This is a genomic window from Sphaerisporangium corydalis (assembly GCF_025506355.1).
Classification (GTDB): Bacteria; Actinomycetota; Actinomycetes; order Streptosporangiales; family Streptosporangiaceae; genus Sphaerisporangium; species Sphaerisporangium corydalis.
The window spans coordinates 52,294-78,314 of sequence record NZ_JANZYP010000038.1 but is presented as its reverse complement, the minus strand read 5'-3'; the positions used below and the strand labels follow the sequence as shown (position 1 = coordinate 78,314).

At 69.2% G+C, this 26,021-nt stretch carries 25 protein-coding genes; 14 read left to right on the top strand and 11 right to left on the bottom strand.

The features are described from left to right. The first annotated feature begins 701 nt into the window (after positions 1-701). From NYZ98_RS24445 to NYZ98_RS24430, 4 genes are all read left to right on the top strand, one after another. On the top strand, positions 702-1,151 hold the full coding sequence (locus NYZ98_RS24445; RefSeq protein WP_262845385.1) for a hypothetical protein: 450 nt from the start codon (positions 702-704) through the stop codon (positions 1,149-1,151). Between the two features lie 348 nt (positions 1,152-1,499). Then, entirely contained in the window at positions 1,500-2,135 is a 636-nt protein-coding gene (locus NYZ98_RS24440) for a TetR/AcrR family transcriptional regulator (RefSeq protein ID WP_262845383.1), read from the top strand. Next, positions 2,132-2,809, top strand: coding sequence for a VC0807 family protein (locus NYZ98_RS24435; protein ID WP_262845381.1), 678 nt, complete (start codon positions 2,132-2,134; stop codon positions 2,807-2,809). Before NYZ98_RS24440 ends, NYZ98_RS24435 begins: the two co-directional genes overlap by 4 nt. Before the next feature lie 5 nt (positions 2,810-2,814). Next, a complete protein-coding gene (locus tag NYZ98_RS24430) occupies positions 2,815-3,528 on the top strand; it encodes an SDR family NAD(P)-dependent oxidoreductase (protein ID WP_262845408.1) in 714 nt (237 codons plus the stop codon). Positions 3,529-3,817: 289 nt separating this feature from the next. Here NYZ98_RS24430 and NYZ98_RS24425 read toward each other — a convergent pair whose 3' ends face one another. Both NYZ98_RS24425 and NYZ98_RS24420 read right to left on the bottom strand, forming a co-directional pair. After that, positions 3,818-5,299, bottom strand: a complete 1,482-nt coding sequence (locus NYZ98_RS24425) for an FAD-dependent monooxygenase (protein ID WP_262845379.1) — start codon at positions 5,297-5,299, stop codon at positions 3,818-3,820. Then, positions 5,296-5,871, bottom strand: coding sequence for a TetR/AcrR family transcriptional regulator (locus NYZ98_RS24420; RefSeq protein ID WP_262845377.1), 576 nt, complete (start codon positions 5,869-5,871; stop codon positions 5,296-5,298). Before NYZ98_RS24420 ends, NYZ98_RS24425 begins: the two co-directional genes overlap by 4 nt. A gap of 131 nt (positions 5,872-6,002) precedes the next feature. Here NYZ98_RS24420 and NYZ98_RS24415 point away from each other — a divergent pair, with 131 nt between their 5' ends. Then, positions 6,003-6,908, top strand: coding sequence for an alpha/beta hydrolase (locus NYZ98_RS24415; protein ID WP_316249602.1), 906 nt, complete (start codon positions 6,003-6,005; stop codon positions 6,906-6,908). 87 nt (positions 6,909-6,995) lie between these two features. On the opposite strand, the gene NYZ98_RS24410 is transcribed toward NYZ98_RS24415, so the two are convergent. Together NYZ98_RS24410 and NYZ98_RS24405 are read right to left on the bottom strand one after the other, a co-directional pair. Then, positions 6,996-7,556 (bottom strand): dihydrofolate reductase family protein, encoded by a 561-nt coding sequence (locus NYZ98_RS24410; RefSeq protein ID WP_262845375.1) that lies wholly within the window; start codon positions 7,554-7,556, stop codon positions 6,996-6,998. A 99-nt stretch (positions 7,557-7,655) separates the two neighbouring features. Next, a complete protein-coding gene (locus NYZ98_RS24405; protein ID WP_262845374.1) occupies positions 7,656-8,792 on the bottom strand; it encodes a hypothetical protein in 1,137 nt (378 codons plus the stop codon). A 176-nt stretch (positions 8,793-8,968) separates the two neighbouring features. Between NYZ98_RS24405 and NYZ98_RS24400 the strand changes: the two genes are divergently transcribed. Together NYZ98_RS24400 and NYZ98_RS24395 are read left to right on the top strand one after the other, a co-directional pair. After that, entirely contained in the window at positions 8,969-10,144 is a 1,176-nt protein-coding gene (locus NYZ98_RS24400) for a sensor histidine kinase (RefSeq protein WP_262845372.1), read from the top strand. A 79-nt stretch (positions 10,145-10,223) separates the two neighbouring features. After that, positions 10,224-10,904: a response regulator gene (locus NYZ98_RS24395; RefSeq protein WP_380707738.1), complete on the top strand. Its 681-nt coding sequence runs from the start codon at positions 10,224-10,226 to the stop codon at positions 10,902-10,904. Between the two features lie 101 nt (positions 10,905-11,005). On the opposite strand, the gene NYZ98_RS24390 is transcribed toward NYZ98_RS24395, so the two are convergent. The 7 genes from NYZ98_RS24390 to NYZ98_RS24360 form a co-directional block, all read right to left on the bottom strand. After that, a complete protein-coding gene (locus NYZ98_RS24390) occupies positions 11,006-12,235 on the bottom strand; it encodes an iron-containing alcohol dehydrogenase (protein WP_262845368.1) in 1,230 nt (409 codons plus the stop codon). Between the two features lie 54 nt (positions 12,236-12,289). Then, on the bottom strand, positions 12,290-13,750 hold the full coding sequence (locus NYZ98_RS24385) for an NAD-dependent succinate-semialdehyde dehydrogenase (protein ID WP_380707741.1): 1,461 nt from the start codon (positions 13,748-13,750) through the stop codon (positions 12,290-12,292). 67 nt (positions 13,751-13,817) lie between these two features. Then, complete coding sequence (locus NYZ98_RS24380; RefSeq protein WP_262845366.1) at positions 13,818-14,894, bottom strand: ABC transporter ATP-binding protein; 1,077 nt, start codon at positions 14,892-14,894, stop codon at positions 13,818-13,820. Further along, positions 14,894-15,961, bottom strand: a complete 1,068-nt coding sequence (locus NYZ98_RS24375) for an ABC transporter ATP-binding protein (RefSeq protein ID WP_262845364.1) — start codon at positions 15,959-15,961, stop codon at positions 14,894-14,896. The genes NYZ98_RS24380 and NYZ98_RS24375 overlap by 1 nt, the downstream gene beginning before the upstream one ends. Beyond that, positions 15,961-16,872 (bottom strand): carbohydrate ABC transporter permease, encoded by a 912-nt coding sequence (locus tag NYZ98_RS24370; RefSeq protein WP_262845362.1) that lies wholly within the window; start codon positions 16,870-16,872, stop codon positions 15,961-15,963. The genes NYZ98_RS24375 and NYZ98_RS24370 overlap by 1 nt, the downstream gene beginning before the upstream one ends. Beyond that, positions 16,872-17,738: a carbohydrate ABC transporter permease gene (locus tag NYZ98_RS24365; protein WP_262845361.1), complete on the bottom strand. Its 867-nt coding sequence runs from the start codon at positions 17,736-17,738 to the stop codon at positions 16,872-16,874. Before NYZ98_RS24365 ends, NYZ98_RS24370 begins: the two co-directional genes overlap by 1 nt. 80 nt (positions 17,739-17,818) lie before the next feature. After that, complete coding sequence (locus NYZ98_RS24360; protein ID WP_262845359.1) at positions 17,819-19,201, bottom strand: extracellular solute-binding protein; 1,383 nt, start codon at positions 19,199-19,201, stop codon at positions 17,819-17,821. Positions 19,202-19,512: 311 nt separating this feature from the next. Between NYZ98_RS24360 and NYZ98_RS24355 the strand changes: the two genes are divergently transcribed. From NYZ98_RS24355 to NYZ98_RS24325, 7 genes are all read left to right on the top strand, one after another. After that, the gene (locus tag NYZ98_RS24355) at positions 19,513-20,256 is read left to right on the top strand and encodes a GntR family transcriptional regulator (RefSeq protein WP_262845358.1); all 744 of its coding nucleotides are present in this window, start codon (positions 19,513-19,515) and stop codon (positions 20,254-20,256) included. Positions 20,257-20,344: 88 nt separating this feature from the next. Next, positions 20,345-20,914, top strand: coding sequence for a DJ-1/PfpI family protein (locus NYZ98_RS24350; protein WP_262845357.1), 570 nt, complete (start codon positions 20,345-20,347; stop codon positions 20,912-20,914). A 19-nt stretch (positions 20,915-20,933) separates the two neighbouring features. Further along, positions 20,934-21,755 carry an alpha/beta fold hydrolase gene (locus NYZ98_RS24345; protein ID WP_262845355.1) on the top strand — a complete coding sequence of 274 codons (822 nt, stop codon included), beginning with the start codon at positions 20,934-20,936 and terminating at the stop codon, positions 21,753-21,755. A 344-nt stretch (positions 21,756-22,099) separates the two neighbouring features. Then, entirely contained in the window at positions 22,100-23,809 is a 1,710-nt protein-coding gene (locus tag NYZ98_RS24340) for an FAD-dependent oxidoreductase (RefSeq protein WP_262845353.1), read from the top strand. A gap of 27 nt (positions 23,810-23,836) precedes the next feature. Continuing rightward, on the top strand, positions 23,837-24,058 hold the full coding sequence (locus NYZ98_RS24335) for a DUF1931 family protein (RefSeq protein WP_262845351.1): 222 nt from the start codon (positions 23,837-23,839) through the stop codon (positions 24,056-24,058). Between the two features lie 201 nt (positions 24,059-24,259). Then, the gene (locus NYZ98_RS24330; protein ID WP_262845350.1) at positions 24,260-25,411 is read left to right on the top strand and encodes a glutathione-independent formaldehyde dehydrogenase; all 1,152 of its coding nucleotides are present in this window, start codon (positions 24,260-24,262) and stop codon (positions 25,409-25,411) included. 104 nt (positions 25,412-25,515) lie between these two features. Further along, a complete protein-coding gene (locus NYZ98_RS24325) occupies positions 25,516-25,989 on the top strand; it encodes an ester cyclase (RefSeq protein ID WP_262845348.1) in 474 nt (157 codons plus the stop codon). The last annotated feature ends 32 nt before the right edge of the window (positions 25,990-26,021 follow it).

Genomic DNA, 26,021 nt, shown 5'->3' with positions numbered 1-26,021 from the left:
TACGGCCCCTCCGAGCCGATGCGGTTGCCACCATTGCTGAATAGATACAGCATTTTTCGAGGGTGCGCGTCGACGGCGCACCCTCGATTCAGCAAGGAACATCTCCCGGCGTTCAGGCTGTACGACGGATCTCCCTCCACGGCTTATTCTGATCTCAGGCGCAAAGTAGCGGTCTCAGAGATTCGTGACCGCGGTCCTCTTGGGTTGGATGACGGCCTCGGCGGTCAGGCCGGCAGACGTAAGGGGCACAACCCATCCGTCGCCGGCATCTACCGCGCCCTCGTAAAGCACGACCAGACCCGGGCATACCCCGAGGTCATCGCCCAGGGCCGCGCAGACTTCGCCGCCTCGCGCCCTACCGGCGTCTCCACCCTTCAGGCGACTACCTCAACTGCGGTTAGCCTTCGCAGGTCGAGCGGCCCACACGCACCCGAGACAAGCGCCACATACCGTGGTCGATGAGTAGTGGATCGTAGGCGAAGGCGGGGTGTGTCACCATCACCAGATCAATGGGCACGATCTCCCCCAAGCCCAGTTTCACGATCCCGCCCCCGCCCCGTCCTTCCGCATGCCCTTTGGGAGAGGTCCGGATCTGGGCTACGCACGAGTGCCGAGCAGCTTCTCCCCAACCGCGACTGACACCAGGGCCGGCGATAGTGCATCGGTCAGTCGAACTGGCCGGTCCCTTCGGCTTCCAGACGGTGCGGTGGCTGCTCGCCGTCAATGCCGCGTTGTTGATCGTGCTGATCATCACCGGGCTGGTGAATGAAACCTCCGCCGAGCACCGCACCATCTGGCGCCGACTGTTCAGGCGCACACAGGGCTGGCTGGTTTCCCTGGCCGCCGCCTGCTGGGCCTGGCTCACCACGACCGTCGTAGTGCTCTACCTCGCCCGGGATCCCCATGCCGAAACAGCCGGCTGGCTGCTGTTGGGAATCATGCTGCTGAGCGCGCTACCGATGATCCTCGATCTGGAATTCGCGCAGGCCGCACAACTGTGCTTGATCGTGATGGTGTTCGTGGCGTACGGCGTCGGCATGATCGCCGTGGACCAACGCGGATCCCCGGAGGAACTTCACCGCGACCGAGAAGGCCACCGAGTCGAACACATCGAAAGCCGAACCCATCCGATGCCCGCACATGCTCGATGACGGAAACCGAGCCCCGCCAGCCACCGGATGTAGCTCCTGTCACTTACAGCTACGTTGCGGCTGGTGGCGCGGACCCTGGTGAAGGGCCTGCATGCCGGTCGCCCTCACAGCCCGGTGACGGGGTGTCGGTCCAGCGGTCGCCTTCTTCGAGGTGGCCGAGCAGGGCACGGGGGCCGGGTCGCCGGTGGTGGTGTCAGTGACCCGCTCCGGCCACCAGGTGATCGTCTCGGGCCGCGGTGAGCCCGTCGGCGCGAGCGCCGCCCGGGCCGGTCCTTCCCGCAGGAGGCGGTGAGCGGATGCTCAGCCGCGCTGGACAACGAATTTATCTGGCTGTACCATTTTTTATCTATGCAGATAAAAAAACAGTCGAGAGACAGCGTCACCAACGCCGCGCGCCGGGCGCAGATCGTCCGAGCGGCCATCGAGACCATCGTCGAGCTCGGTTACGACAAGGCCACCTTCGCGACCATCACCGGACGGGCCGGTCTCAGCAGTCCCCGCATGATCTCGTACCACTTCGCGGGCAAGCAGGATCTGATCCGGCAGATCGTCGAAGACGTCTATCTCGCGGGAGCCGCCTTCATCCTGGAGCGGGTGAAGGCTCAGACCACCGCCTCCGGACGGCTGCGGGCCTACCTGGAGGCGAACCTGGAGTTCCTCCGAGAACACCCGATCGACCTGGCCGCCGTGACCGAGATCGGACCCCATCTGCGGGACCAGGCCGGTGAGCCGTACTCCAGCGCCGGCCACCAGGAGCCGAGCGTCCAGGGACTCGTCATGCTGCTGGAGGAGGGACAGCGAGGCGGCGACTTCGGCGACTTCGACGCCCGATCGATGGCGGTCATGATCCGCGCCGCCATCGACGCGGCGGCCCCCCGGATCCACGAGCACTCGTTCGACTTCGACGCCTACCGCGGCACCGTCGTCGACACCTTCGTCCGGGCCGTACAAAAGGCCGCCCAGCAGGCTGCGGTGGAGCGGTGAGCGGGGTGCGGCGCGGCCTGGTCAGTGTGGCGGTCGTGGAACTCGCCGGGCCGCTCGTGATCTTCTACGGGCTCAGGGCGGCCGGGGTGAGCCAATGGATCGCACTACTGGCCGCCGGCGCGCTGCCCGCGGCCCGAGCCGTCCACGGCCTGGTCGTCGAGCGGCGCGTCAGCGGGATCACGGTGTTCGTGCTCGGCGCGATGGTGCTCACCGTCGCCATGTCGTTCGTCGCCGGCAGCCCGCGCGTGCTGTTGATCCGCAACGCGTGGGGCACCGGCGCGCTGGGTGTGTGGGCATTGGTCACGCTCTGCGGGCGGCGCCCGTTCCTGTACGAGGCCATGCGCGTGATCTCCGATCGCGACAAGCAACGGCAGTGGGAGGTGAATTGGCGGGACCACCCGCCGTTTCGCCACGTGCTGCGGGTCACCACGGCGGTGTGGGGGGTCGCGTTGCTGGCCGATGCGGCCCTGCGCGTCGTCATGGCCACCACGCTGCCCATCGACGCGGTGCCGCTGCTGGACGACGTCCTGCTGGTGGCCACCCTCGCCGCGCTGCTCGCCTTCCAGCGCATGTACGGCCGCGCCTACCTGCGCCGTCACGGCTTGCGACTCAGGGGGGTCGCGCTGGTTCGCCTACCGGTCGAAGCGTCTGGACCGCCCGGGGAGTCACGGTGACCGTGATGCTGATCACCGGCGGTGCCAGTGGCATCGGCGCTGCCCTCACACGGCGCATGGCACACAAAGGCTGGAAAGTGGTCATCGTCGACAAAGACCGCTCGCTTGGTGAGCAGGTCGCCGCCGAGACCGGTGCCCGGTTCGTGCCGGCCGACGTCTCCCGTCCGGAGGACAACGAGGCGGCCGTGGCCGAGGCGATCTCGGCGTACGGCAGGCTCGACGTGGCCGTGCTCAACGCGGGCATCCCCGGCCAATGCGGATGGCACGACTTCACCCCGGCCGCCTACCGCACCACCATCGCCACCAACCTGGACAGCGTCGTCTACGGGATCCACGCCTGCCTCCCGCACCTGCGCGGAGGCGGCTCGATCATCGTCACCTCCAGCCTGGCCGGGCTCAAGGAATCTCCCGACCCGTTCTACGCCGCGAGCAAGCACGCCCTGGTCGGCCTCGTCCGGTCGACCGCCACGCTCCTGGCCCGCGACGGTGTCAAGGTCAACGCGCTGTGCCCGGGCCTGGTCGACACCCCGCTGCTCGCCCCGATCCGCGAGTTGCTCGCCGAGGCGGGACATGCCCTCGCCGGCCCATCCGAGGCGGCCGACGCGGTGGAGGCCATCCTGGCCGGCGGACGGAGCGGACAGGCCTGGATCGTCCTGAACGGACGGCCCCCTTACCCGGCGCGATTCCCCGACCTGACGATCAACGCAGAAGGCGGATGATCACTGAGGTCATCAAGTGGTCGAACGAAAGGACGGGAAGCCGGCCGGTGTAGTACGCGCAGAGGAGAAGACGACCGAGGTTGTTCCGGGAGGTGGTGGCGGTGGTGAGGGCGCGAGCCGCCCGGCTCGCTACTGCACCTGCACAACGTGACCGAGGTAGGCACCCAACTGGCTGTCACCCTCGATCAGAACAGCCAGGCACCCATCCGCCTCCTGATCAGCATGACGCCCGAGCACCACACCGACATGCCGGCCCACTCGTCAACGCCAGACGCACGCTCGGTCTGGACTATTTCACCAGCCGCAGGTAGTCCTCGATTACGCCCGGTGACTCCGACACCGCGCCGACGTAGCCGTCGGGCCGGACCAGGAACATCGCCGGGCCGGACACGTCGTAGCTCGCCGTGACCGCGCCGTCGTCAGGCAGCTGCGCCCCGGCGCCGACCGTCCGCGCCACGACGACACCGGGATGGCTGCGCTCGAACGCCGCCACGTCGATACCGAAGCCCAGCAGCGTGAAGTGCGTGCCGCGGAAGACGTCGAACAGCCGCCGGTCGCCGACCACGCCGTCCGGCGCCCGGTCCCCGGCCTGGACCGCCCCGGGAGCGGCCCGGTCCTCCACCGACAGCGGCCCACCACGGTAGCCGAGCCCCAGCTGCGTGATCGCCGGAGTCGTGCCGGACTCGGACGGCGCCACGAAGTCGCGACGGTCCAGCACCGCGCTCAACCCGAGCACGCCGGCCGCGACCGGGACCCGTTCCGCCTCGTAGGTGTCGAGCAGCTCGGCCGGCCCTCCACCGAGCACCGCCGCGACTTTCCAGCCGAGGTTGTAGGCGTCCTGCACGCTCAGGTTGAGCCCCTGCCCGCCGGCCGACGAGTGCACGTGCGCCGCGTCGCCGGCGAGCAGCACCCGGCCTACCCGGAACCTCCGCACCATCCGCGCGTTCACGCGGTAGAGCGAGATCGCGCGCAGGTCGTGCAGGCCAAGGTCGCCGCGGCCGGTGCGCTGGACGAGCAGCCCACGCAACCCGTCGAGCGTGAGGTCGGGAACCTGCTCGGTCGGCATCGTCGCCACGAACTGGTAGTAGGGCGTGTGCGGGAGGCTCCAGAACGAGAACCGGTCGGCCAGGTCACCGTCGCGGGTGAGCATGTGGCAGAACACTCCGTCGAGCCCGTCCACCCGCACGTCGCCGACAAGGGTGCGCTCGCTCTCGAACGTCTCGCCTTCGAAGCCGACCGCCATGCTCTTGCGCACGGCGCTGCGCCCGCCGTCGGCGCCGACCAGGTACGCCGCCAGGATTTCGGTCGCGACACCGTCGCGCACGATGGTGGCCGTGACGCCGTCGGCGTCGGGCCGGAACCCCACCAGTTCGGTGCCGAACTCGACCTCGCCGCCGAGCTCGCGCAGCCGGGCATGGAGGATCTCGTCGGTGCGCCACTGCGGCAGCAGCCAGGGGAGCGGGTACGGCGCGTCGGCGCGGTGCTCGATCCCGCCGGCACCGAGCATGTCGGCCAACGTGCGCTCCCACACCACCTCCTTGCCTGCGTAGAGGCGAAACGACGGGAACTCCATGCCTGCGGCGAGCACCTCGTCGATCACGCCGAGGTCGTCGAAGACCTCGAGTGTGCGCGGTTGCAGGCCCTTGCCGCGAGAGCCGGGGAACAGGTGCGGGGCCTTCTCGACGACCCGGGACGCGACACCGCGGCGGGCCAGTTCGCAGGCCAGCGTCAGCCCGGTCGGGCCGGCGCCGACGATGAGCACGGGTGTCATGAGGTTTCCTTCGGGGTCAGCAGTGGCAGCAGGACGTCGTCGACGATGCGGGCGACGTAGTCGTCGTCGAAGGACGAGCCGGTGGTCAGGCGGTGCACGATCAGCGCCTCGGCGACGTCGTGGATCAGGATTTCGTCGACGGTGGCCGGCAGCTCACTGCGGTCGACGGCGCGGCGCAACGCCGCGGCGAACGGAGACAGCTCATCGTCGGCAGTGTGCTCGCGCAGCTGCGTCTTGAGCTCCGGGTCATGGCGGGTCGCGCTCACGAGGCCGCCGATGAGTGCCATGTAGGCCGGCGTGGCCTTGTCGCGGGCCAGCTCGACGGCACCGACGAGGTCACCGCGCAGCGTGCCGGTGTCGGGCGCGGTGGCGTTGGTGTCGGCGTCGTACGCGTCGAGGGCGGCGCGCGCGAGCTCGGCCTTGTTGCGCCACCGCCGGTAGATCGTGTTCTTGCTCGCCGCCGCCCTCGCAGCGACGGCGTCCATTGTCATGGCCTCGTAGCCGACCTCCCCCACCACCGCTATCACGGCAGTGAGGATCGCCCGCTCCCGAGCCGCTCCGCGCTCGACCATGCTTCACCCCTTGATGTGTACGATACAGTATCGTACGCTTCAGGAAGCGGGTTGTCGAGGCAAGAGGTGGCTGAACGCACTGGCAGCCACGGTTTGATTGTCATCAATATCACTCAAAGGCTTACTGACAAATGACCAGCATACAAGCCAAGCTCGCTGTCGTATTGGCTCGTCTATTACGAGTCAAGCACAAACTCGGCGTAACGCGACTAGACCGAACCATCGCATCGGATCGCCGGAGTGGGCCTTCACTGCCCTCGAACGATATGCGGTCATTCTTTGACGTTCAGGAGAAGACTAGTTCGGATCGCCAGGTATTGACTATACGGCCCCGTGGCGTTTCCGCCGGCCATCGTCACATCTTGTACCTGCATGGCGGCGGTTTCGTCATGTCCATTACCGAGCTCCACTGGGACTTGATAGGGAAGCTCAGCAAGCGACTCGATGCCACTGTCGTCGTTCCTCTCTACCCGTTAGCACCAGAGAAGACCGCTCCCGACGTTTTCGAGTTCCTGCTTCCGCTATATGCCGATCTTATTCACGAAGCCGGCCCAAAGAATGTCGTTCTCATCGGAGATTCGGCTGGGGGTAACCTGGCCTTGTCGCTTGCGATGCAGGCTCGAGATGTAAACCTCCAGCAGCCCGCCGGTTCAGTGCTTCTGTCGCCGGGATTGGACTTCAGCTTCAGCGATGCGAAACAGCCCGCCCTGGACCGTACTGATCCGATCTTGGATCTTGAGGGCGCACGGCGGCTCGGTCTTCTCTATGCCGGCGATCTTGATGTGCGTGATCCGATGGTCAGTCCACTCTACGGATCTTTAAGGGGTTTGGCGCCACTGGCGGTTTTTACGGGTACGCGTGATCTGGTTAACCCTGACGCTCACCGGTTGCAGGACAAGGCCAAGGAAGAATCCATACCCTTGCAGCTATTTGAGTATTCTGGGATGGTTCATGTATGGATGCTCTTTCCGATGCCTGAGGCAAACCTTGCGCTTGACCAGATAGTCGGATGTGTCGAGGAATTCACCTCCAATTGAGGCTGCCAGAGCTAGACCGAACTTGGTCGTGTCCGCTTCCGGTATGACATGCACTCTCCCCGCCGGACGTGTCGTGGTGGCCCTCGGTCAGACGCGGTCGTAGCGCATCACCACCACCTGCGAGTCGCAGGCACGTGACTCGGTCAGGCGCAGGGTCAGTCGTTCGTCGCGTGGGGTGAACAATGGGCGGCCGCCGCCCAGGACCACCGGGTGTACCGCGATGTGGTACTCGTCGATCAGGCCGTGGGCGGTGAGTGCCGCGGCCAGGCTGGAGCCGCCGGTGAGCAGCAGGTGCTCGCCTTCCTGGCGTTTGAGGTCGGCGACCTGCTCGGCCAGGTCGTCGCCGATGACCCGGGTGGCCCAGTCGGTGTCCTTCAGTGTCCTCGAGAAGACGATCTTCGGGGTGTCGCGCCAGCGAGGGGCGAACTTCAGGATGTGCGGGTGGTCCGACATCGACTCGGCGTTCGGCCAGAAGGCCACCATGCCATCCCAGACGCCGCGCCCGTACAGGAAGGTGTCGCAACGGTCACCCAGCGCCTCGGAGTACGCCGACAGCTCCTCGCCCATCACGGGCCAGTCGAACTCGCCGTTCGGGCCGTCGATGTGGCCGTCGATCGAGGTGTGCACCCAAAAGATGATCTTACGCATGTCCGGCTCCTGTTTCTCGGTGACTCCGCCGTTCGGCTTCGCAGGGGAGTCGGAGCCGTGGCGAGGTTCTCTACATCTGGCGGAGAAAGTTTCTTCGGGTCATTTCATCGGCATCGGGGCCGGGCGTCGGCGGCCTAGCAGCGCCAGCAGACCGACCATGACCAGCCCCAGAACGGACAGCTCCAGCTTGTCGGCGAGGGTGGCGGCGTTGGCCACCACCCCGAACGCGGTATGCCCCGCCAACGCGCCACCGGCCAGGCAGAGGCTGTGCCGGTCCGTCCAGCCGCCGCTCGCCGTCCACCGGCGTACCAGCCATCCGATCAGCACCGCGAGCACCGCCGCGCCCAGCATCGGCGCCGCCACCCAGCCGCCATGGGTGAAGGCGGGCTGATCGGCCCCGCCGAACGGGAACAGCAGAGCCAGAAAACCGAACCCCGCCAGCAACCCGGAGACCCCTGCCACCCAGGGCCGGGGGACCGCTCCGGCCAGCGTGCCGTCCACCGTCGATCGGGAGGCGACGGACGCCACGGGTGCCACGGACGCGACGGACGCTTCGCGCGCGGGCGGCGCATCGAAGGCGGCGGGCGGCGTGAGCGCATCGAAGGTGGCGGGTGTTGTGAGCGGAGCGGGGGCGGCGGGCGGGAGAACGCGTAAGGCCACCACCGCCAGCAGTGCCGCGCCGGCCGCGCACCCCGCCAGCACCAGGACCGGTGCCTGGTAGCCGGGGTCGATGGAGGCCGCCACGGTCACCCGCAGCAGCAACCCGCCCAGCACGAACACCACTCCGGCCACCACGACCCCCGTCCGCTTCAGGTACGGCCGGTCGCGCAAGGACGGGAACGCCAGGTCGCCCAGGAGGATCGGCAGCGCCACGCTGAACACGGCGTGGTAGGGCAGGTTGAGCTCGGCATAGGCGCTGTTCAGCCCGAAGAACCTCGGCGCCCACCCGGCCACCCCGTACATGGTGGGACTGCTGAGCGCCTGCAACACCAGCCCCTCCTCGACGATGCCGTACGCCAGCCCGAGCAGCAGGATCGACGGCCAGCCTCTGCGGCGCCGTCGCACCAGTTCCCGGATCAGCACCGTGCCGGCGCCATAGATCGGGATCCACAGGAGCATCAGCCAGATCCGGCTGAGCGGCGGGTTGCCCAGGGTGAGCTCGGCGATGACCGGGGTGATCACCGCGAGCAGAACCGCGGCGCGTCGCCCGCCCTTCGGCATGTCGGGTGTCTTCATGGGGCCAGCGTGCCGGGTGGCGGGGGCCTGCCTCTGCCGGCGGACGGCCGGAACATGGCGGCCTGAGTAGGTTTCCGCGAGACACCTTTGGCGCCTCTCCCGGTGACTTTGGTCGTGGTCCACAGGTGACCTGGGTTGCTCACGCGGGGCTCCGGGGCGGACTACGATCGGCGGGTGTGTACCTGACCAGCGCGGATGAGGTGCGGATCGGCTGGATGTGGTCGCGAGGCGGCTGGGTGATGGACCTGGCCGGGTTCGTGCCCGCGCTCGCCGGAGCATTGGCGGTGATCTGGGGGGATCTGTCGGACGGTCCGGGCTGGTACCTGGTCGCCGACCTGGTGGGTGGCGCGCTGGCCTGCCCGGGGGTGTGGCTGTGCCGGAGGTGGCCCGTGTCCGCGGGGCTGGGGGTGATCGCGCTGTCGGTGCCCGCGGCTTCGGCGTCGGTGGCCGCGGGCGTCGCCGCGCTGATCGCGGCCCTGTATCGGCGGCCGCGCGTGGCGATCGCCGTGGGGGCGGCAGGGGTGGGGGCGGCGCTGGCCAGGTTCGCGTTGCGTCCGCCCGGGCTCGCGCCGTACCCGGTATGGGCGCTGGTCGGGGTGCTCTTCGGGGTGGCGGTGACCGCGTGGGGAATGCTGGCGCGCACCCGCCGGGAGCTGGTGCTGTCGCTGACCGAGCGGGCTCGCCGGGCGGAGGCCGACCAGCGGTCGCGCGCCGAGGAGGCCCGTCGCGCCGAACGGCTCCGGATCGCCCGGGAGATGCACGACGTGCTCGCCCACCGGCTGTCGCTGCTGGTGGTGCACGCGGGGGCGCTGGAGTTCAACGTGGACGCGATGCCGGGGGAGGTCGCGGAGGCGGCCGGGGTGATCCGGTCAAGCGCCCGCCTGGCGCTGGAGGAGCTACGGACCGTCGTCTCGGTTCTCCGCGATCCACCGCCGCCGCCGGGCACCGGGTCCCCGCCGGGGGGTGGGGTGGATCTCGGGGCGCTCGTGGAGGAGTCGCGGCGGGCCGGGATGCGGGTCGAGCTGCACGATCATGGGGTGCGGCTGTCCGAGGTGCCGGACGCGGTCGGCCGCGCCGCGTACCGGATCGTGCAGGAGGGGCTCACGAACGCGCGCAAGCACGCGCCCGGGGCGCCCGTCTCCGTACTCGTGTCGGGCACGAGGGGGGCCGAGCTGGTGGTCGAGGTGCGCAACCCGCTTCCCACCGGACCGGCCCCGCTTGCGGAAACTGGAGCGGGGGCGGGGCTGGCCGGGCTGTCGGAACGGGCGTCGCTGGCCGGTGGCCGGTTGGAGTCCGGGGAGACTGCGGACGGCGGGTTCCGGTTGGCGGCCCGGCTGCCGTGGCCGGCGTGAGGGTGTGGTCACATCGCGAAGGGCCTGGCTGCCGTGGCCGGCGTGAGGGCGCGGTCACATCGCGAAGGGCCTGGCTAGCATGGCCCGGGTGAGAGCCGACGAGAGCGCGCCGATCCGGGTGCTGATCGTGGACGACGACGCCCTCGTACGCGCCGGTCTGACGTTGATGCTCAAAGGCGTCCCCGACCTGCGCATCGTCGGCGCGGTGGCCGACGGCGGCGAGGTGGAGAGCGCCGTGGCCGAGCACGCTCCGGACGTGGTGCTCATGGACATCCGGATGAACGGCCTCGACGGCATCGAGGCGACCCGCCGGCTGCGGGCGAAGGCGGGGGCGCCCGAGGTGGTGGTGCTCACCACGTTCGACGCCGACGAGCTGGTCTTCAGGGCGTTGCGGTCGGGGGCGAGCGGATTCCTGCTCAAGGACACCCCGCCGGAGGGCATCGTGGACGCCGTGCGGAAGGTCGTGGCGGGGGAGCCGATCCTGTCGCCGAGCGTCACGCGCAAGCTGATCGCCCACCTGGCGCCCGAGGAGGAGAACCGGCGACGTACCGACGCCCGTCAGGTGCTGGCGCGGCTGAGTGAGCGGGAGCGCGAGGTGGCGCTGGCGGTCGGCCAGGGGAAGCCGAACGCGGTGATCGCCGGTGAGCTGCACGTGAGCGTGGGCACCGTGAAGGGGTACATCTCCCGCATTCTCACCAAGGCTGCCCTGGACAACCGGGTTCAGCTGGCCCTCATCGTCCACGACGCCGGGCCAGGGTAGCGGCCGATCGATCCGCCGATGAGGAACCGGAATCGGAGTTCCTGGGTGATTCGAGACCCAGGGTGGGGCGGGGAACTCGTCGTCGTGTGAAAGGCCCGGCACTAGCTCTGCTTCGGAGTCAGGGCGTGTCGGTCCCCGGTCCAGGCCGCTTCGAGGATCGCGGTCAGGCTGGCGGGGTCGGTCGGGCCTGGATGGTTCTGGATCAGGCGGGTGACGCCACCGGCCATCTCCGCGAAGCGCGGGAGGTCGGCGCGTGCCACGCCGATGTCCGCCAAGGTGGCAGGGATGCCGATGCCGGCGAGGAGCCCGTCGAGCCAGGTGAGGAACGTGTCCGCGGCCTCGGCGTCCGAGGCGCCGGTCACGTCGAGCCCGCACACCCCGGCGAGGATGGCCAGCCGGTCGCCGATGGCATCCCTGGCCGCGTCCAGCGCGTAGGGCAGCAGCAGCCCGACGCCCAGGCCGTGCGGTGTGTGGGTGGCCGCGCCGATGGGGTACTGGAGGGCGTGCGGAGCCGCGTTGCCCGCGTGGGAGAACGCGAGCCCGGCCAGCATGGACCCATAGGACATGTCCGCGCGCGCGTCCTTGTCGCCTCCGTCCCTGACGACGTGGGGCAGGCTGCGGGCGATCCGCTTCGCGGCCAGGAGCGCGTAGTGGTCGGTGATCGGGTTGCGGCCGAGGAAGACCTGCTCCACCGGGTCGCGTGGTCCGTGGGCCCGGGGTCGCGCGGTGTAGCTCTCCACCGCGTGACAGAACGCGTCGATGCCGGAGTGGGCGGTGACGGTCGCGGGGCAGGTGTAGGTGAGCTCGGGGTCGACGATGGCGAAGTCGGGCACGATGTGGACGCTGGAGACCCCCACCTTCAGCTCGCGGTCCGGGTCGGTCAACACCGAGACGGGCGTGAGCTCGGAGCCGGTGCCTGACGTCGTCGGGACCGCGACGAGGGGAATCGTCGGCCCCGGCACCTTCGACTCGCCGTAGAAGTCGCGCGGCGATCCACCGTGGCGCCGGATGACGCCGACGATTTTGGCGAGGTCGATCACCGTGCCACCCCCGATGGCGAGGATGACGTCGGCGTCCACCTCCGCGGCGACCGAGACGGCCAGGGCGACATCGGTGAGCGGCACGTCCGCAGTCGCGTCGGCGAACACCCCGACGACGTCGACCTTCTCCCGCACGGCGGCCACGATCTCGGCCACGCCCGGCTGCCCCAGGAGAATCCGGTCGGTCACGATGAGGACGCGCGAGCCGCACTCGGCCACCACGCGTGGGATGTTCTGCGCGACCCCTTCGCCCACGATCAGCTGGCGTGGTCCGCGGACGGTCTCAAGCATGTCAGTGCCTCTCTGGAACGTCGGCGGTGATCTGCTGGGCGAGCAGCGGGCCGGTCACGGCAGGTCGATCGCCGCGTAGGTGACGTCGAGGTACTCGAGGATGCCTTCGTGCGACCCCTCCTTGCCGATCCCGGACTGCTTCACGCCTCCGAACGGGGCCGAGGGGTCCGAGATCAGACCACGGTTGATGCCGACCATCCCTGTCTCCAGCCCCTCGGTGAACCGGAGCGCCCGCCGGAGGTCACGGGTGAAGACGTATCCGACCAGGCCGTGCTCGGTGTCGTTGGCCTTCGCCATCACCTCGTCGTCGGACGTGAACGAGATGATCGGCGCCACCGGGCCGAAGATCTCCGCCCGCAGCATCCGCGCGTCTTCGGGCACGTCGACGAGGACCGTGGGCGGGTAGAAGTGGCCCGGCCCGTCCGGACGCCGGCCGCCCATCAGGACACGGGCGCCGCGGCCGACCGCGTCGGCGACGAGCTCGTCGATCTTGGTGACCGAGGCCTCGTCGATCAACGCCCCGACGTCCACGCCGTCGTCGAGACCATGGCCCATCGAGAGCGCGCCCATCCGGTCGGCGAAGCGCGCCGTGAACTCCTCGCGCACCGGCTCCTCGACGTAGATCCGGTTGGCCGCGATGCAGGACTCCCCGATGTTGCGCATCTTGGCCACCATGGCACCGTCGAGCGCGACGTCCAGGTCCGCGTCGGCGCACACGATCAGGGCCGCGTTGCCGCCCAGTTCCATGGAGGTGCGCAGCACGTTGTCCGCCGCCTGCCGGAGCAGCACGCGCCCGACCTCGGTCGACCCGGTGAACGAGAGCTTGCGGGTCCGGCGGTCGGCCAGCAGTGCTGAGACCACCTCGCCGGCACGCTCGGTCGTCACGACGTTGACGACGCCCGGGGGAACGCCGGCCTCTTCCATGACGCGGGCCAGGAACAGCATGGTGAGCGGTGTCTGGGCCGCCGGCTTGGTGATCGTCGTGCAGCCCGCCGCCAGCGCGGGAGCGATCTTGCGGGCACCCATGGCCAACGGGAAGTTCCAGGGCGTCACGAAGACGCACGGTCCGACCGGCTTCGGCACGGTGAGGATGCGATATCCACCAGCGGGAGCGGTGTTGTAGCGCCCCTCGACGCGCACCGCCTCCTCGGCGAACCAACGGAAGAACTCGGCGCCGTAGGCCACCTCTGCCCGGGCCTCGGCGAGCGGCTTGCCCATCTCGAGCGTTATCAGCCGGGCGACCTCCTCGGATCGCCCGGTCAGTGCCCGGTACGTCGCGGTCAGCAGCTCTGACCGTTTCCGCGGCGGGGTCGCCGCCCACTCCGCCATCGCCTTGCTCGCCGCGTCCAGAGCGGCGAGCCCGTCGACGGCGCCGGCGTCCGGCACCTCGGCGATGGTCTCGCCGGTGGCCGGGTCCTCGACGGCGAAGGTGGCTCCGCCGGCGGCGTCGCGCCAGGCGTCGCCGATCCGGAGCCGCCGGTGCTCGGGGGCCAGGACGTTCATCGGGTCACTCAATGCGTCGCCTCCTGTGATGTTCTTGGTGATGTCCGCTGGCGCATGCTGACGTCGCCGCCCCGCGCGCTTATCTCCCGGCCTCGGACAGCGCCAGCCCGGTGCCCGCGTCGAACAGGTGCGCACGGTCCAGGTCGACCGTGACGAGCAGCCGCTCGCCCGGCGTACCGGTGACGGTGGGTCGTGCCTTGACCTTGAGGATCTCCGTCCCCACCCGGACGTCGACCACCGTCCGGTCACCGAGCGGCTCGAGGCCGTAGAGCTCACCCGGCAACGACGCGTTCCCACGCCGCTCGACGGACAGGTCCTCCGCGCGCAGGCCCAGCAGCAGCGGGCGACCGTCCTCGGCCGTGGTCCAGCGGGGCCGAGGCAGCGTCCAGCCGTCCGCCCCGACCAGGCGATCTCCCTCGGCGTGGCAGGCGAGCAGGCTGATCTGCGGGCTCCCGACGAAGCCCGCGACCCACTGGTTGGCCGGACGCTCGTACACCTCGGCCGGCGTTCCGACCTGTTGCACCTTCCCCTCCTTGAGCACCGCGACCTGGTCGGCCATGGACAGGGCCTCGACCTGGTCGTTGGTCACGTAGACGAAGGTCGCTCCGAGGCTCCGGTGGATGCGGGTGAGCTCGGTGCGCATCTCGACGCGGAGCTTGAGGTCGAGGTTCGTCAGCGGCTCGTCCATGAGAAACGCGCGAGGGCGGCGGACCAGCGCCCGGGCCAGGGCGACACGCTGCATCTCACCGCCCGACAACTGCGCGGGACGACGCCGCAGCAGGGGTTCGATGTGCAGCAGGGTCGACATCCGCTCGACGGCGGCGGCGATCTCGCTCGAAGAACGGCGGCGTGCCCGCAGCGGCGAAGCGATGTTCTCGTACACCGTGTGCCGCGGGTAGAGGGCGTAGTTCTGGAAGACCATGGCCAGGTCGCGTGCGGCCGGGGTGTCACCGGTCGCGTCCGTCCCGTCCAGACGCACCGACCCGGCGTCCAGCTTCTCAAGGCCGGCGATCGCTCGCAGGGTCGTCGTCTTGCCCGCCCCGGAGGGTCCGAGCACGACGAAGAACGACCCGTCCGGCACGTCCAGCGTCACCCCGTCCATGGCCTGGACCTTGCCGAAGGACTTGCACAGCCCGTACACCGCCACGGTTCCCATCAGGCCACCAGCTCTTCCGTGCTCACGTCGTAGACCGCCGGGGTCCCGCCGGTGTGCCGCAGCCCGACCGGTGCGTCGGCGGCGAAACGGACGGTCGGTGGCATCCGGACCCGTACGTCGCGCCGGCCGCCGTGGTCGACCACGTAGATGAGCTCGTCGCCCAGCCACTCCGCCGAGACCACGCGGGCCGGGACCGAACGTTCCGCCCCCGGTTCTGTGACCTCCAGCGCCTCCGGCCGGACGCCCGCGACCAGGCCACGGTCGCGCGGCAGACCTGGCGGTGGCGTGAGGACCAGCCCGCCCTGACCGCGCAGCTTCCCGTCGGCCACCTCCACGTCGATCAGGTTCATCGGCGGGGAGCCGATGAACGCGGCGCAGAAAAGACTCGCCGGACGGTCGTAGACCTCCAGCGGCGTGCCGATCTGCTCGACGCGGCCCTTGTTGAGGATGGCGATCCTGTGACCGAGCGACATCGCCTCGACCTGGTCGTGGGTGACGTAGACCATCGTCGTCCCGAGCTCCCCCTGCAGGTGCTTGATCTCCGTGCGCATGTCCGCCCTCAGCTCCGCGTCCAGATTGGTGAGCGGTTCGTCCATGAGGAACGCGCGCGGTCGCCGCACCAGGGCGCGAGCGAGCGCGACGCGCTGCTGCTCCCCGCCGGACAGCCGGCGCGGCCGCCGGTCCATGAGCGGACCGAGCCGCATCAGCCGGGCGGCCTCGTCGACCCGCTCGCGCACCTCCGCCTTGGGCAGCCCTTCGGCCCGCAGCGGGAACGCCAGGTTGTCGCGGGTCCGCAGATGCGGGTAGAGGGCGTAGAACTGGAACACCATCGCGATGTCGCGCTCGGCGGGCGGCAGGTCGTTGACCAGCGTGTCGCCGATGCGGATGTCGCCCGTCGTCTGCCTCTCCAGGCCGGCGATGGCCCGCAGCGTGGTCGTCTTGCCGCAACCCGAAGGGCCGAGCATCACGAACAGCTCGCCGTCGCCGATGGACAGGTCCACGTGGTCGACCGCGACCGTCCCGTCCGGGTAGCGCTTGTGCAGGGCGGTCACCTCGATGCCCGCCATCAGCGCCGCACCGCCCCGAGCGTCACACCGGCGACGAGGTGCTTGCGCACCAGGTAGGCGAAGACGAGCACCGGCAGGGCGAACACCACGGAGGCGGCGGCCACCAGACCCCAGTCCACGGTGGTGCCACCGATGAGGCCGGCGATGGCGGGCGGGGCCGTCCGCACGTTGTCGCTGGAGGTGAGGAAGATGGCGAACACGAACTCGTTCCACGAGAAGATGAGTGCGAAGACCGCCGTCGCGGCGATGCCGGGCAAAAGCAGGGGAAGGGTGTACCGCCGGAACGCCTGCAGGCGGGTGTAGCCGTCGAGCATGGCGGCGTCCTCGTACTCCGGGGGGACCTCGTCGACGAACCCCTTCATCATCCAGATCGTGAACGGGACGTTGAACGCGGCGTAGATGAGGATCAGGCCGAGCTGGGTGTTGATGAGCCCGGCCTGGCGGTACATGAGGAAGATCGGGATCACGACCACCACGGGCGGCATGAAGCGGGTGGACAGGATGAAGAACAGCTGGTCCTTCTTGGCCTTCACGCCGAAGCGTGAGTAGGCCCAGGCCGCCGGGACCCCCAGCACGGTGGCCAGCACCGTGGAGACCCCGGCGACCACGACGGAGTTGAGGAACGAGACGGACAAGGTCGAAGGACCGCCGCCGGAGGCGACGAACACGTCCCTGAAATGGTCCAAAGTGACCTTGAAGTCGAAGAACTTGGCCGGGATGGCGTAGACGTCCCGGTTCTCCTTGATGGACGTCTCGATCATCCACAGCACCGGAAAGAGCATCACGACGGCCAGTACGGTCAGCAGCGCGACCTCCAGCACGGAGCGGCCCCTGCCGCCGGAGCGGCGCGCGGGGGGCGTGTGATCCCGGACAGGACCTGGGGACACGGCCTCGTGGGCGGAGACGGCCATCAGTCCTCCTTGAGCTTGTTCAAGTAGCGCAGGTAGAGCTGCGTGAGGACGATGACGACGAGGACCATGAGGATCCCGTACGCCGAGGCGGTTCCGGTGTTGAAGCCCAGGAACGCGACCTTGTAGACGTGGAACGACAACGTCTCGGTGGAGACCCCCGGGCCTCCGCTGGTGAGGATGTAGACGAGGTCGAACAGCCGGAAGGCCTCGATGGCCCTGAACAACACGGCGATGAGGAGCAGCGGCCACACCAGCGGAAGGGTGATGGTGCGGAACCGGAACCACTCGGACGCCCGGTCGATCGAGGCGGCCTCGTACAGGTACTTGGGAACCGCGGTGAGGCCCGCGAGCGCGATGAGCATGATGAACGGCGTCCACTGCCAGGTGTCGACCACGATCAGGGAGATCAGTGCCGTTCGCTGCCGGGTGAGCCACTCCACCTGCCCCAGGCCGAGCGAGCCGAGCATGCTGTTGATCACGCCGAACTGCGCGTCGAGCATGAATCGCCAGAACAGCCCGACCACGACGGGCGACAGCATCATCGGGACCAGGAACAGAGTGGTCAGCAGTCCCCGCCCGTGCGTGCGCCGCGAGATCAGGTAGGCGATGGTGAAACCGAGCACGGTCTGCAGGGCGACCGCGCCGACCACGTAGATCAACGTCGTCAGGGCCCTCAGGTGGACCTGCGCCGAAGCCAGGATGGCGGTGTAGTTCTCGAACCAGAGGAAGTGGGCCGGCCCCCCGCGGGTGGCCGAGTAGTCGGTGAAGGACAGGTACAACGCCCACAGCAACGGGAACACCGACATCGCGAGCAACAGCAGCAGCGCGGGGGAGATGAAGGCCACGGCGAGCCCGCGGTCGCTCAACCGGCGGGACCGACCCCGTGCGGGCGGCGTCGCGGACGCCACCTGCCCGGGGCGGTCGGTCGTCAGAGGGGCGGGGTCACTCACAGTCCGCCGCCGCCCTTGCGGCTGCCGGAGTCGAGGACGCCCTGCTGCTCCTTGGCGATGTCGTCGAGCGCGTCCTTCGGCTTCTTCGCGCCGTTGAGGGCCGCGTTCACGTTGGTGTTCTCGATGTCGACGAGGCGCGCGTACTCGGGGACGTTCCACATGTCCCGCATCCGCGCGACCGAGTCGGTGTACACCTGGTTGAACGGCCCGGCATTGAGGAACTCGGGCGACTCCAGGGCGTCCGTACGCGATGGCACGCCACCGGCCGCGGCCCACTTCTTCTGGATGTCGGCCCGCTCGAACCACTTCATGAAGTTCAGGGCCTCGGCCTGGTTCGCCTTGGGGGAGTAGGCCGACACGTGCATCCCCATGCCGCCGAGGGGAACCAGGTTCGTCTTCTGGCTCGGCAGGGTGGCGAAACCCAGCTTGTCGAGGATCTGCTCCCGCGTGGTGCCGAGCGTCGACTGCTTCGGGTCGAGCAGGCCGCCGCTCGCGGCGATCCAGTTGAACGCGATGCATGCCTTGCCCTGGGCGACCGCCGCGTTCACCTCGTCGATGAACCAGTTGCCCGAGCCCTTGGCGGTCAGCGGCTTCATCTTGTTGACCAGGACGTCCATCGCCTCCTGGCCCGCGGCGTCGTTGATGACGCCGTCGATCTTGCGCGTCTTGGCGTTCCAGAGGTTGCCGCCGTAGACGCCGTTGACCGTGTTGTAGGTCACGGCCGCGGCGTCGGAGCCGTTGGCCTGGTGGAAAGCGAGCCCGCTGACGCCAGGGTGGTCCTTCTGGCACTTCTCGGCGACCGAGATCATCTGGTCCCAGGTCTGCGGTGGCTTGTCGCCGATCAGGTCCTTGCGGTAGATCATCGTCCAGGTGTCGCCGAGCAGCGGCAGTCCGTACAGGCTGGCGTTCTCGTCGCGCTTGCCGGTCTCCGCCTGGGGGAACTGGCCGTAGGCCGCCAGGAGGTACGGGTTGTAGGCTTTGACGTCGATGTTCGTCTTGACGAAGTCGGTGATGTCGAGGATGTTGCCGTTCGTCACGGCCTCGCCGATGTGCTGCGAGTCCAGGATCGGGATGTCGAAGTCGGTCTTGTGCGCGGCGAACTGGGTGAACATCGCGTCGTGCCAGTTCGCGTTCGGCACGGTGTTGACCTTGATGGTCGCGTTCGGCCGCTCTTTTTTGTACTCCGCGTTCGCGAAGGCTTCCAGCGCGTGGGCGGGGGGCCAGTCGAACCAGATGAAGCTGAGGGTCAGCGGGTCCTTGGTGAGCTCCGGGATGGTCGCCGGCGCCTTGGGGGCGCTCGCCTTCGCGCCGTCGTCCTGGCCGCCGCCGCACGCCGCCACGGTCGTGGCCACCAGCATGGCCGCCGTCGCCAGCCGCACCGTTCGACCGGGAGCGGACGGTCGTCCTGTTCGCTGTGGATACCGCATCTTCTTGCCTGCTTTCTGGGGGGGCCTCTGGAGCCTTGCCGCGTGCTTCGCCGAGCGGTCGCCGGGTCGTTCAGGCGTGTTGCCGGCTCATGGGAGCTCCAGCTGATCGAAGCGGAGCGATGGCGGGCGGTTCCGCGATGGGTGAAGGGTGGCCGACATCCGCCACCTTTCCTATACGATCCGAGTGGGAGCGTCAACATCCCGCAGTGGTGCGGCCGATGTCAACAGGTTCCCGAAGACACAGGAAAGGACCTCACGTCACGATGGACGACGAAGTGGTGATCGCGCGGCGCCGCGGGGCCATGGCGGGCGGAACGCCGCCGGGAAGATCTCGCGGCCGGCTTGCCGACGAGGTGTACGACACGCTGCTCGGACAGCTGATGTCGCTACGGATCGAGCCCGGCTCCCGCGTCACGATCGACGTCCTGGCGCGGGAGCTGGGGGTCTCGCAGACGCCGATCCGGGACGCCCTGAACCGCATGGAGGCCGAGGGCCTGGTCGTGCGTGTGCCCCATGCCGGCTATCGCATTCCCCCCCAGATCACCCGTAACCGATTCGAGGACATGCTTGAGGTCCGCCTGCTCCTCGAGCCGGCGGCGGCGCGCAGATCCGCCGAACGCGCATCCTCGACGCAGGTGGCCGGTCTGCGGCGAATGCTGGAGGAGATGGCGGAGCTGGACGGGGGCGAGGGGCTCATGGCCTATGGCGCCTTCGGGCTACGCGACGCCGCCTTTCACGATCTCATCGCCCTGAGCGCGGAGAACGAGGTCATCCGCGAAGCGCTCGCCCGCCTGCACGCGCACGTGCACCTGTTCCGGCTCCTCCACGACAACCAGGTCACCCACCTGGCCATGGCCGAGCACGAAGAGGTCCTGGCCGCGATCGCCGCGCGTGACCCCGACGCCGCCGCCTACGCCATGCGCCGGCACATCCTGCTGTCCGGCGAGCGGTTCCGGCGGTTGTTCGACCAGGCCGAGGGCGTGGACGGAATGGCGGTAAAGGCTTGACGGGTGGGCTGGGCCGAGGAATGCTAACCCAATCGGATCGGATTGGATCGGATCCCGCCTCACCCGTTCCAGATGCGAGGAGAAGCAGGTGCCCAGAGCGCTGCTCCTGACCGGCGACGCCGCCGAGGAGCTCGACACCATGTATCCCTACTATCGCGTGCAGGAGGGCGGCTGGGACGTCGACGTCTCGTCACGGACGATGCGTGACATTCAGCTGGTCATCCACGAGTTCGACCCCAACTCCGACGCCTACGTGGAGAAGAACGGCCGGAAGCTGCCGGTCGACGTGCCCTGGGCCGAGGTCGACGTCGAGCTCTATGACGCCCTCATCATCCCCGGGGGACGTGCCCCCGAGTGGATCCGGGTCGACGCCGACGTCAGGCGCATCACCGAGCACTTCTTCGCGCGCGACCTCCCGATCGCGCTGGTGTGCCACGGCGCGCAGGTGCCGGCCGTGTACGGGCTGCTGAAGGGTCGCAAGACGGCGTGCTTCCCCCCCATCACCGGTGACATGGAGAACGCGGGCGCGACGGTCATCGACGCTCCCGACGTCGTGGACGGCAACCTCGTCTCCTGCCGGGGGTGGCCCGACATGCCGCAGTTCGGCAGGGCGATGATGGAGCTCTTCTCGAAGTCCATCGACTCCGCGCCGGCATGAGCACACCGGACCCGTCTCGGTGACGGCACTTCGGACCGTCACGGTCGGCGGCTCCCCCGTCCACGTCCTGGAGAGCGGCACCGGGCCCGCGGTGCTGATGCTGCACGGCTCCGGACCCGGTACGACCGGATCCGGCGCCTGGGCGACGACGGCACAGGCGCTGGGCACGTCCTGGCACGTGGTGGCTCCTGACCAGGCGGGGTTCGGCCGCACACCGATCCCGGCGGGCGCAAGGGGCGGGCTCCGGCTGTGGACGGAGCAGGCCGCGGGCCTGATGGACGCCCTCGGTGCCGAGCACTACGCCGTGGTGGGCCACTCCATGGGCGGTGCCGTGGCGCTGGCGCTGGCGGCCGCGCGTCCCCGGCAGGTCACCCGTGTCGTGGCGGTCTCGACGATGGGCGCCCCCGGGGCGCCGCTGTCCGCCGACCTCGACGCGGTCTGGGCCGCCCCCGCCGGCCCGCACGGGGCACGGGACATGCTGAGCCGCCTCGTCCTGGACCAGGCGCTCGTGACCGAGTCGGCCGTCGCCGCCCGTGCGGCCGCGATGCGAGCGGGGGCGGCCGCGTTCGCGTCGTTGTTCCCTCCACCCAGGGCACGTTGGGCCGACGAGCTCACCCTCCCGGCGCGAACGCTGACAGGGATCCGCGCGCCCGTGCTGCTCGTCCACGGCGCCGAGGACCGGCTCACCCCGCTCGGGACGGCGGCCCTGCCCCTGCTCGACCACCTGGCCGATGTCCGCCTGCACGTGCTCGGCCGCTGCGGGCACGTACCGGCGCTCGAGCACCCGCACGACTTCAGGCGCCTGCTGTCGTGCTTCCTCGGCCGGGAACAAGGTCACTGATCGCCGCGAGACAGGTCCGCACGCCGATACGGCAGAAAGGGATCACGCGCGGGGATGGCCGCTGGTCAGCGTTGGGGGTGCCGCAAAGCGTCTTCGGCGGCGGAGATAGCTTGGGGGTGTAGAGGAGGCTGAGCAGCGGCTCGTCACCGAGCGGCCGCCGGGACCGGCGAACCGGTCGCGGGCGGCGCCCTCGGCGGGACGGTCGTCCATGTCGCACCGACCGGCGGCACACCCTCGATGACGTAGGGGATCCGGAGGTCTGACCATGCGGTCACCGACCAAGGACGCGAACGTCGCCCAATGCTCGAAATGCGGGCGGAAGAACCGGCTGCCCTGGGTGGACGATGCGCTGGCCAGCTGAGCTCCGCGAGACGCCGGAGACGATGCGCTGGCCAGCTGAGCTCCGCGAGACGCCGGACCCGCAGGGAGCCTACCCGCGGCTGAGTGACGCGCAGCTCCAGGCGCTGGCCCCGCACGGCGAGCGGCGCCGCGTCCACCGGGACGAGGTCCTGTACGCGGAGGGCCTTCCGTGTACCGAGTTCTTCGCGGTCCTGGCCGGCAAGGTGGCGACGGTCGAGGGATTCGGAGCGGACGACCAGGTGATCGGCGTCCACGGGGCAGGCCGATTCCTGGGAGAGCTCAACGTGCTCACCGGCCAGGTGGGCTTCGTCACCGGCGTGGTGGCCGAGGACGGTGAGGTCCTCGCCGTGCCGGCGGACGCGCTCCGCCGCCTGGTCGCCGGGGATCCGGCACTCGGCGACCTCATCCTGCGGGCCTACCTCGTCCGCCGCACGATGCTCATCGGACTCGGGGCCGGTTTCCGCGTCGTCGGCTCCCGCTTCTCGGCCGACTCCCGGCGGCTGCGGGAGTTCGCGGCACGCAACCGGCTGCCGCACCGGTGGATCGACCTGGAGCAGGACCGAGAGGCAGACCGGTTCCTGCGGAGCATGGGCGTCACCCCGGAGGATACCCCGGTCGTGATCTGGCGTGGCGAGACGGTGCTCCGCAACCCGAGCAACGCGGAGCTGGCCCGGGCGATCGGGCTTCCCGCACCAGGGGTACAGGAGACCCGATGCGACCTGCTCGTCATCGGGGCCGGGCCGGCGGGGCTGGCGGCGGCGGTCTACGGGGCGTCGGAGGGTCTCGCGACGACGGTCCTGGACGATGTCGCGACGGGCGGCCAGGCGGGCACCTCCTCGCGGATCGAGAACTACCTCGGCTTCCCGTCCGGGATCTCCGGCGGGGAAATGGCGGAGCGGGCGGCGATCCAGGCCGGCAAGTTCGGCGCGCGGTTCCTCGTCCCCGCACAGGCATGCGGACTGCGCCTGAACGCGGGCGATCACACCGTGACCGTGGGGGAGGGCGGCACGATCCACGCGCGCACCCTGATCATCGCGACCGGCGTCCGCTACCGGAGGCTCGACGGGGTGAACCTGGAAAGGTTCGAGCCCACGAGCGTCTATTACGCGGCGACCATGTTCGAAGCCCAGATGTGCGTGCGGGAGCCGATCGTCGTCGTGGGCGGAGGCAACTCGGCCGGTCAGGCCGCCCTGTTCCTGGCCCGGCACGCCGACTGCGTCCGGCTGCTCGTGCGGGACGACACGCTGTCCAGGAGCATGTCCCGCTACCTGGCCGTCGAGGTCGAACGGCACCCCCGGATCCAGATCATGCCGAACACCGAGGTCCGGGAGCTGATCGGGGAAGAGCGGCTCGCCGCGGTCATCGCCGAGAACAACCGCACCGGGGAGCGTTCCACGATCGAGGCCCGCGCGATGTTCATCTTCATCGGCGCGGAGCCGTACACCGCCTGGCTGGCCGACGAGATCGCGCTCGACCCGCGGGGCTACATACTGACGGGCGCGGACGCCGGCCGGTCGGGCAGGGAAGGCGTGCCCGACTCCGTCGGCCGGCCGTTCCCGCTGGAGACGAGCAGCACGGGCGTGTTCGCGGCCGGGGACGTGCGGAGCGGGTCGGTCAAGCGGGTGGCCGCGGCGGTCGGTGAAGGCGCCATGGCCGTACGGCTGATCCACGACTACCTCCAGGCCGGAGAGTGACTCCGGGCCGGAAGGAAGGAGACCTCCATGGCTGTCATGGCGGTGTCGAGATTCGAACGCTTCTTCCGCAGCGCCGCAGGTGTCGATATCGACAAGGACGACCTGCGGCGCTACGGCGACTTCGTGAACGACAAGGTCCACGACCTTCTGCTGATCGGCCAGGCCCACGCCGGGGCCAACCGTCGCGACATCATCGAACCCTGGGATCTACCCCTCACCAAGATAGGTGTCTTCGACCTGCTGCTCTGAGGTGATCGGGACGGCCTCGGCGATCAGCTCTGACGGCCCGCCCAGACGCCCGGTGACTTGGCGCCGCGTCCTGCCAGGGGCGCGGTCATGGCTGGCGATGAAGGAGGAACGCACCGTTGACCAGATGCACGGCGCAGCACCTTCCTTCCCGTCGTTGACGGGTAAGGCGATCCTTCGCGAACGATCGCATGCGAGGAAATCATGAAAGCAGTCGTATACAACGGACCTCGACAGGTCAGCATCGAGCAAGTCCCAGACGCGCGCATTGAGCGGCCCACCGATGTCCTGGTTCGCATCACCACGACCAATATCTGCGGGTCGGACCTGCACATGTACGAAGGCCGGACCGACTTCGAGACGGGCCGGGTCCTCGGTCACGAGAACCTCGGCGAAGTGGTCGAGGTCGGACCGGCTGTCGACCGCGTCCGCGTCGGCGACGTGGTCTGCATCCCGTTCAACATCTCGTGCGGCTTCTGTGTGAACTGCGAAACGGGCCTGACGGCCTACTGCCTCACCACCAATCCCGAGCCGGGCATGGCCGGGGCGGCGTACGGCTTCGCGGACATGGGGCCCTACAGCGGCGGCCAGGCCGAGCTGCTGCGAGTGCCGTACGGCGACTTCAACTGCCTCGTCCTCCCGGACGACGCGCGGGAGAAGCAGAACGACTACGTGATGCTCGCCGACATCTGGCCGACCGGCTGGCACGCGACCCAACTCGCCCAGGTAGAGGCGGGCGACTCGGTCGTGATCTACGGGGCGGGGCCCGTCGGGCTGATGGCCGCCTACTCCGCCACGCTCCAGAGCGCGAGCAAGGTGATGGTCGTCGACCGCCACCCCGACCGGCTCGCCAAAGCCGAGGAGATCGGCGCGATCGCGATCGACGACTCCCGGTCGTCACCGGTCGATCAGGTCATGGAGCTCACCAAGGGCATGGGCGCCGACCGGGGCTGCGAGTGCGTGGGTTACCAGGCGCACGACCCGCAGGGGCACGAGCACCCCAACATGACGCTCAACGACCTCGTCAAATCGGTCAAGTTCACCGGGACCATCGGCGTCGTCGGCGTCTTCATCCCGTCGGACCCCGGCAGCCCGGACGATCTTTTCAAGCAGGGCGAGATCGCCTTCGACTACGGGATGTTCTGGTTCAAGGGCCAGAAGATCGGCAACGGCCAGTGCGACGTGAAGCGCTACAACCGGCGGCTCGGCACGCTCATCCACGAAGGGAAGGCCCGGCCGTCCTGGGTCGTCTCGCACGAACTGAACCTGGACGACGCACCGGACGGCTACGAGCATTTCGACCGGCGGGATCTCGGCTGGACCAAGGTCGTCATCCATCCCGGCCGGCTCGGCTGACACCCGGCGACCCGCCACCGCCGCCGGTCGCACGCCAGCACGGCGCGAAGGGCCGGCCGCCGTGCTGGCGCGTCCATCGCCGGAAGGGTCCCTATCGAGGGGTGATGACCATGGGCAACGCTCGCGACCTCAAGGACAGGCTGCTCGAGGCCTTCAACGCCCACGATCTGGATCGTGTTCTTCAGTGCCACAGCCGGGACGGGGTCCTGGTGACCCCAGAGGGCGTCGCGGAAGGACACGACCAGATCGCCTCGTTCTACGAGGAGGTCTTCAAGGGATTTCCGGACCTGCGCATGACGGTCTGGCACACGGTGTTCTGCGCCGATCCCGCAGTGACCGAATGGATGCTCACCGGCACGCATGACGGGCCTTTGGTGCTGCCCAGCGGGGGTGTGCTGGACGGAACCGGCCGTCCTGTCGCCGTGCGCGGCACCAGCACCTGCTCCGTCGGCAACGACAAGATCATCACTCATCGGATCTACTACGACCAACTTGAGCTGTACAGCCAGCTTGGGGGCGAACTCGCCTTCGGCGATCGCTCGTCATCCGCAGGCGAGGGACGGCCGTCACGCGGGTGATCAGTCCGGGATTCCGCCCGGCCACCGGCGAG

Bases quoted from the DNA above. Each gene is read 5' to 3' on its own strand.
- NYZ98_RS24420 (WP_262845377.1), bottom strand. From the start codon at position 5,871: ATGGTCGAGCGCGGAGCGGCTCGGGAGCGGGCGATCCTCACTGCCGTG.
- NYZ98_RS24430 (WP_262845408.1), top strand. From the start codon at position 2,815: ATGCTGATCACCGGCGGTGCCAGTGGCATCGGCGCTGCCCTCACACGG.
- NYZ98_RS24340 (WP_262845353.1), top strand. From the start codon at position 22,100: ATGCGCTGGCCAGCTGAGCTCCGCGAGACGCCGGAGACGATGCGCTGG.
- NYZ98_RS24325 (WP_262845348.1), top strand. From the start codon at position 25,516: ATGACCATGGGCAACGCTCGCGACCTCAAGGACAGGCTGCTCGAGGCC.
- NYZ98_RS24390 (WP_262845368.1), bottom strand. From the start codon at position 12,235: ATGCTTGAGACCGTCCGCGGACCACGCCAGCTGATCGTGGGCGAAGGG.
- NYZ98_RS24380 (WP_262845366.1), bottom strand. From the start codon at position 14,894: ATGGGAACCGTGGCGGTGTACGGGCTGTGCAAGTCCTTCGGCAAGGTC.
- NYZ98_RS24410 (WP_262845375.1), bottom strand. From the start codon at position 7,556: ATGCGTAAGATCATCTTTTGGGTGCACACCTCGATCGACGGCCACATC.
- NYZ98_RS24405 (WP_262845374.1), bottom strand. From the start codon at position 8,792: ATGAAGACACCCGACATGCCGAAGGGCGGGCGACGCGCCGCGGTTCTG.
- NYZ98_RS24355 (WP_262845358.1), top strand. From the start codon at position 19,513: ATGGACGACGAAGTGGTGATCGCGCGGCGCCGCGGGGCCATGGCGGGC.
- NYZ98_RS24415 (WP_316249602.1), top strand. From the start codon at position 6,003: ATGACCAGCATACAAGCCAAGCTCGCTGTCGTATTGGCTCGTCTATTA.
- NYZ98_RS24335 (WP_262845351.1), top strand. From the start codon at position 23,837: ATGGCTGTCATGGCGGTGTCGAGATTCGAACGCTTCTTCCGCAGCGCC.
- NYZ98_RS24370 (WP_262845362.1), bottom strand. From the start codon at position 16,872: ATGGCCGTCTCCGCCCACGAGGCCGTGTCCCCAGGTCCTGTCCGGGAT.
- NYZ98_RS24440 (WP_262845383.1), top strand. From the start codon at position 1,500: ATGCAGATAAAAAAACAGTCGAGAGACAGCGTCACCAACGCCGCGCGC.
- NYZ98_RS24395 (WP_380707738.1), top strand. From the start codon at position 10,224: ATGGCCCGGGTGAGAGCCGACGAGAGCGCGCCGATCCGGGTGCTGATC.
- NYZ98_RS24330 (WP_262845350.1), top strand. From the start codon at position 24,260: ATGAAAGCAGTCGTATACAACGGACCTCGACAGGTCAGCATCGAGCAA.
- NYZ98_RS24425 (WP_262845379.1), bottom strand. From the start codon at position 5,299: ATGACACCCGTGCTCATCGTCGGCGCCGGCCCGACCGGGCTGACGCTG.
- NYZ98_RS24375 (WP_262845364.1), bottom strand. From the start codon at position 15,961: ATGGCGGGCATCGAGGTGACCGCCCTGCACAAGCGCTACCCGGACGGG.